General features: G+C 34.4%; 5 protein-coding genes. All 5 read left to right on the forward strand.

Annotation, left to right across the window (positions count from 1 at the left end; genetic code table 11):
* Positions 1–82: 82 nt before the first annotated feature.
* The gene (locus AC07XN_RS23195) at positions 83–1,711 is read left to right on the forward strand and encodes a S8 family serine peptidase (RefSeq protein WP_494744780.1); all 1,629 of its coding nucleotides are present in this window, start codon (positions 83–85) and stop codon (positions 1,709–1,711) included.
* Positions 1,712–1,994: 283 nt separating this feature from the next.
* A complete protein-coding gene (locus AC07XN_RS23200; protein WP_494744781.1) occupies positions 1,995–3,365 on the forward strand; it encodes a M1 family aminopeptidase in 1,371 nt (456 codons plus the stop codon).
* A gap of 363 nt (positions 3,366–3,728) precedes the next feature.
* Positions 3,729–4,364: a hypothetical protein gene (locus AC07XN_RS23205; protein ID WP_494744782.1), complete on the forward strand. Its 636-nt coding sequence runs from the start codon at positions 3,729–3,731 to the stop codon at positions 4,362–4,364.
* Positions 4,357–4,824 carry a hypothetical protein gene (locus AC07XN_RS23210; protein WP_494744783.1) on the forward strand — a complete coding sequence of 156 codons (468 nt, stop codon included), beginning with the start codon at positions 4,357–4,359 and terminating at the stop codon, positions 4,822–4,824. Before AC07XN_RS23205 ends, AC07XN_RS23210 begins: the two co-directional genes overlap by 8 nt.
* Before the next feature lie 312 nt (positions 4,825–5,136).
* Positions 5,137–5,419 (forward strand): hypothetical protein (locus AC07XN_RS23215; RefSeq protein ID WP_494744784.1); only part of this gene is annotated, 283 nt, incomplete at its 3' end.

Genomic DNA, 5,419 nt, shown 5'->3' on the forward strand with positions numbered 1-5,419 from the left:
AACTATATCTGGCTAATAAGATTGAATAAGAACAAGTTTTATCATGAAGATTATGGGAAAGATGAATACTAATCACATTACTTTGAAACTTATAATATTGAGTGTGTTCTTCGCTTTGAGTTTCCTCGTTCATCAATCCGTAAATGCTCAAACTTTATCAGCAAAGTATCTTTTGGTATTTAAAGATAAAAGCAATTCACCTTATTCAGTTTCTCAGCCTTTAGCCTACCTGTCCCAACGTTCAGTCAATCGTCGTCAGAAACAAAATATCGCTTTGACAACGAAAGACTTGCCCGTAAATCCATCTTATATAGAAGAAGTGAAAAAAAAAGGAGCAAAAGTAATCTATACTTCTCGTTGGATGAATGCTGCCCTGATTGAATGTACCCCAACAGTTTTGACAAGTGTTTTACAATTATCATTTGTAAAAGGGCTAGAAATTAATACTTCAATTGATAATCCTAGCACTAGAACAGCCAGAAAAACAGCTAAGTTTGAAAGTTTAGGTACCGAAGCATTGAGCTATGGTTTATCTAAAACCCAGATAGAAATGATTGGTGCAGACAAAATGCATGAACAAGGGTTTCATGGCGAAGGAATGATGATAGGCGTATTGGATGCAGGGTTCAATAATGCTAATAATATTGCCGCATTAAAACCACTTTTTGATGAAAATAGAATTGTGGGTACTTACGACTTTGTGAAAAATGAAAAGAGTGTTTATGAAGACGATGCACATGGAACGGCTGTTTTATCCTGTATGGGTGCTTATCTAGACGGACAGGTGATAGGAACTGCTTATAAATCTTCTTTCTTATTATTACGTTCAGAAGATGCAGCCTCGGAATACCTTATAGAAGAAGCCAATTGGCTGTTTGCCGCCGAATACGCAGATAGCGTAGGCGTAGATTTAATCAACTCATCTTTAGGTTATTCGGAATTTGATGATGCTAGCACCAGTCATAAATACACAGATATGAATGGCAGGACCACCATAGCGGCTAGGGCTGCTAGTTGGGCAGCTTCCGTAGGAATTGTTTGTGTAATTAGTGCAGGCAATGAAGGAAATGCTGCATGGCGTTATATTGCTACCCCTGCTGATGCTGATTCTGTTATCACTGTTGGAGCAGTTGATGCGCTAAAATCGTACGTAAGTTTTAGTTCTATTGGTCCTTCGGCTGATGGTAGAGTAAAACCTGATTTAGCCGTAATGGGTAGGAGTGCAGCCGTGGTTACGCCTAATGGTAATGTATCAACCAGTGATGGTACTTCTTTTTCATCCCCTATTTTGTGTGGTATGGTAGCAGGTTTTTGGCAAGCCAATCCCACGCTAACAGCCATGACAGTGATTGATAGAATGCGGAAATCGGGTAGTCAGTATCAAAACCCAGATACACGCTTAGGCTATGGAATTCCTGATTTTACCAGAGCAAATACCCCAACCGTATTATCAACTGAAAACGAAAATAATCAATTATTTAACGTATATCCGAATCCTACCACTTCAGAAATTACTATTCAGCTTAACGAGGCAAAGGTCAATAATTACTTTACCAGTTTAATGGACATTTCGGGCAAAACACTACTTTATCAGCCTATCAATAGCCTATCTTTCAAATTATCATTGACAAACTTAAACGCAGGAACTTACTTTCTACGGGTTGGAAATGAGCATAAAAGTGCGTTGGTGAAGGTGTTGAAAATAGAGTAAGATTATATTTTGTAACCCAAATGGTAACGAAACGGTAACCCCTACTGATTATGGTCTCATAGGTTTTCAAGACCAAATAATTAAAGATGGGCATGCTCACATTTATTTTGTAGGTCTTGGAGACCCCGAAAAATACAAAAACATCATCTCTAACGAGGGAATTAATTCCCTCGTTAGAGATGATGTTTTTGTTGAAATTACCTGCAATAAGACGAGTATTTGATGATTTTTGTATTTAACTCATTATCTTAGGTTCTTAAATCTTCAAACAAACACATCATTGATGAAAAACTTTTTAGCCTGTATTTTATTAGGTTTGATAACCAACATACAAACAACAGCCTATGCCAGTACCGATTTGGATTATCATTTTGACATAAAGCCAAAAGTGATGCACGTCAAATTGAATTATCGTCCTGTTCTTCGAGATAGCACTGTTTTTCAATATGGAAACGAATATTATGGCGGTATGAAAGACTTGCTAAAAGGCTTAATCAATATTCAGGCTTCTGTAACATTCAAGGTTGATTCAGCAAAAAGTCAGCTTACTTTTTATCATCCCCAAAATACCCCGATTCAGATACAATACGATATTATTGATACCCACACAGCCCAACAAAAGGTGCGTGGTGAAATGTTTCGACCTATTATTACCGACAGTTACTTCTTTTCGCTTTCACACTCACTCTTTTTGAATCCGCAAGTAGATGAAAAACTTCAGGCAAGTATGATGATGTCGGTAACCTTAGAGAAAAAACCGACTTTCCCAATGTACTTTAGCTTTGCCCCAACACTAACAGCAGGCAAAACGGTAACGATAAAATTCTCAGAAGGAATGAATGCCTTGGTAACGGGTGCATCTGACCTCCACATTGTTAAACGAAAATTGGCAGGCATCCAAAACTATGTAGTGCTACGCATAAATCAGAAGAATCCGTATAACCTCCAACGTTTTATGGACTATTTTGATAAATTTCTACCTGCCATGACCGACTTTTGGGGCAATCTCAACGGGACTTATTATTCATTAATTGCCTCGCCTTTTCTTGATATTAAATATCATAATATCTCAGGCACGGCCTTCAACTCAGGCTTTCATGTAAAATATTCTGGCGATACTATTTTAGCGAATGAAGAAGTAGTCACCACGATTTCGCATGAAATCATGCACCGCTATATTGGGGCGGGCTATGTATCAATGGGCGAAAACAATCAATGGTTTGATGAAGGTTTTACTGATTATACCACTTGGTACTTGTTGGCAAAAGCAGGGATTTTCTCAGAACAGAAATTAGGCAAAATGGTAAAAGATACCTACCAACAATTGTCCGCCAATCCCGTAAAAAATACAGCCAATGAAGACATTCTAAAGCATTTCTGGGAAAATCATAATTACGAAAAAATACCCTATCACCGAGGAGCATTGTTTGCTGCCTACCTCAACAAAAGGATTATCGAACAAAGCAAGCATACCAAAAGCTACCAAGATTTTTTAAGAAGCCTAAAAGCTTTAGCCGAACAAAAAAAGCAATTGCTAACGATAGAAGACTTTATCAAAGTAGCCTCCAACTATATCCCAAAAGCCGAAATAGAAGCCTCCATTCAACAGTATATTATTAAGGGAGAAATGATAGAGGAGGAGAGGGTTTGGTAGCCATCGTCGGAGAAATTTCGTGGATGCTCGCCAATAGTTCAAGTCTAAGACTTGGACTATAATTCATTAAACTTACCATAGTGGAGGCCGATATACCACATAATAAAAAAAGTTAAAATTTTCATTCTCTTTTTATATCTCAATCATAATTTTATTTATGTTTGTTTTTTGCGTTCGATTTATTTCAAAGTTTAAATCGAATGACAGATAACAACGTTTTTGAACGTTGAGGCTTTTATGGTTTTTGGTTCGTTTTTTAGCAAAACTCTCTTTGTCTTTTAGAACAAGTAGAAGAGTAAAGATATTTGGATGAGCAAAAAACAATTTCTTACTATAAATTATAACAAGTTAAACATCTATTATATGTTTTTTGGGACAATGTATACAGGAACTCTAGAAGAGTTTGATGGACAATCAATACAAACTAAATTTTTGGTAATAGGAGTTCCTTTATTGCCAACTGGTACTATTTATAGAGTAACGCCAAATCTAGGATTTCCTATGGGACTCAGTATGAAAAGTATATTGTTTGGTTATTTTAGAACTACTTTTTTTGCATTAGGTTTTATAACACTATGGTTGCAGGATATTCAGAATATAGAAATAGATATTTATCCGCCGTTTTATCAATACAATAAATATGGTCCTAATCTAATGATTTTTATTGGCGTTATTGCTTGGTTAAAATATTTTTTTGACGCTCTAAAAGAAAATAAAACTCGTAAAATATTAGCCAAAGCAATTGATTATAATATGAGTCCCAAGTACTTAAATCATGATATTGTAAGTTCAATCTATATGATAGCACTAGAGAAATATAAAGATAAGTTTGATAAGGAAGAGTGGGAATTAGAAGTTGAAACGGGGAGAATAAATGATGATAATAAAGATATTCTTTTTGCTCTTGCAATTTATGCTTTCAAACTCTTGCCAAATGAAAGATATCTAAATATTTATCAGATTATGTGTAATTATCTAAACGTTAACACTAATGGCTAATACAATACACATGAATGAACGAGACATTCAGACATTAACTTTTAGATTAGATTCAAAAAAGGAGTCATTGCAAAAACTCATCAATTTTGTTATCGTGCTTACACTTTGTTGTGTGCTTTTTGGAGTATGGGAAGCGGGCGAAATTTCATTTGTAGGATGTTTAGTTCCTATATCATTTGGACTTTTTTTAGTTGTTATTTTTTGGTATACTTCAATAAAGCCAATTAAAACTGATTTAATTGAGCAAAAAAAATACGTCATTCAAGTTAAAGTGTTGGATAAAATTCATCATGATGAATTTGGGGTCGAATCATGGAAGATTAGAGTAAGTGAAAATGAATTTGGAATAACAATAATTGATATTCCAAATAGAGTGTATGATAATATTATATTATTTTCTCAAATTGAAGTTACTGTAAGTAAAAAATCTAAAGAAATCTTAGATTATCAACAAATTTAACTTGTTTGAAGTTAATAGTATCTTTTCTGTCAACAATTCTTATCATTAGAATATTGTTTGTATTCATTTCCTGTATGGCATAGTGTTTCAGAACATCTTGTGTCAGGCATTCTTAGAACGCCCGTTTGTCTAAGTGTTTATTCACTTAGACCCAAACAAAAGCAGTCTGTGAAGTATCCTTGTTCCACGATAAATAATAACGTTCTCTGAACGTTGATACATTTTTGGGTTTGGATTAAAATCCTATTTGTCAAAGCTTTCAATGTCTTTCAGAACAAGTGGAAGAACTAAAAATGATTAATAAATACTCAAATGAACAAATTATTGGTACTCAGTATTAGCTTTATTGTTTTATATTCTTGCTCTTCAGGAACACAAAAAAATGAAGTTGTCAATAAGGATACGATGGGTCTTTTATTAAAAGATAAACAAACGGTACTCAAATATGATACTATTTTATTAAATCAAATTTCTATTTCTGGGATTCCATTACTATCAAATGAAAACATAATTTTCAATGAATTTGAAAAGCCTGATAGTACAAAGAGCGAAAATGGAGATTTAGAAGAAGGGCAAACAAAGAAGATATATTATA

It is taken from the genome of Arcicella sp. GW458-12-2-14-TSB2, assembly GCF_059423785.1.

What these genes read in the sequence shown, in the direction of transcription:
- AC07XN_RS23200 (WP_494744781.1), top strand. Translation starts at nt 1,995, where the DNA reads ATGAAAAACTTTTTAGCCTGTATTTTATTAGGTTTGATAACCAACATA.
- AC07XN_RS23205 (WP_494744782.1), top strand. Translation starts at nt 3,729, where the DNA reads ATGTTTTTTGGGACAATGTATACAGGAACTCTAGAAGAGTTTGATGGA.
- AC07XN_RS23210 (WP_494744783.1), top strand. Translation starts at nt 4,357, where the DNA reads ATGGCTAATACAATACACATGAATGAACGAGACATTCAGACATTAACT.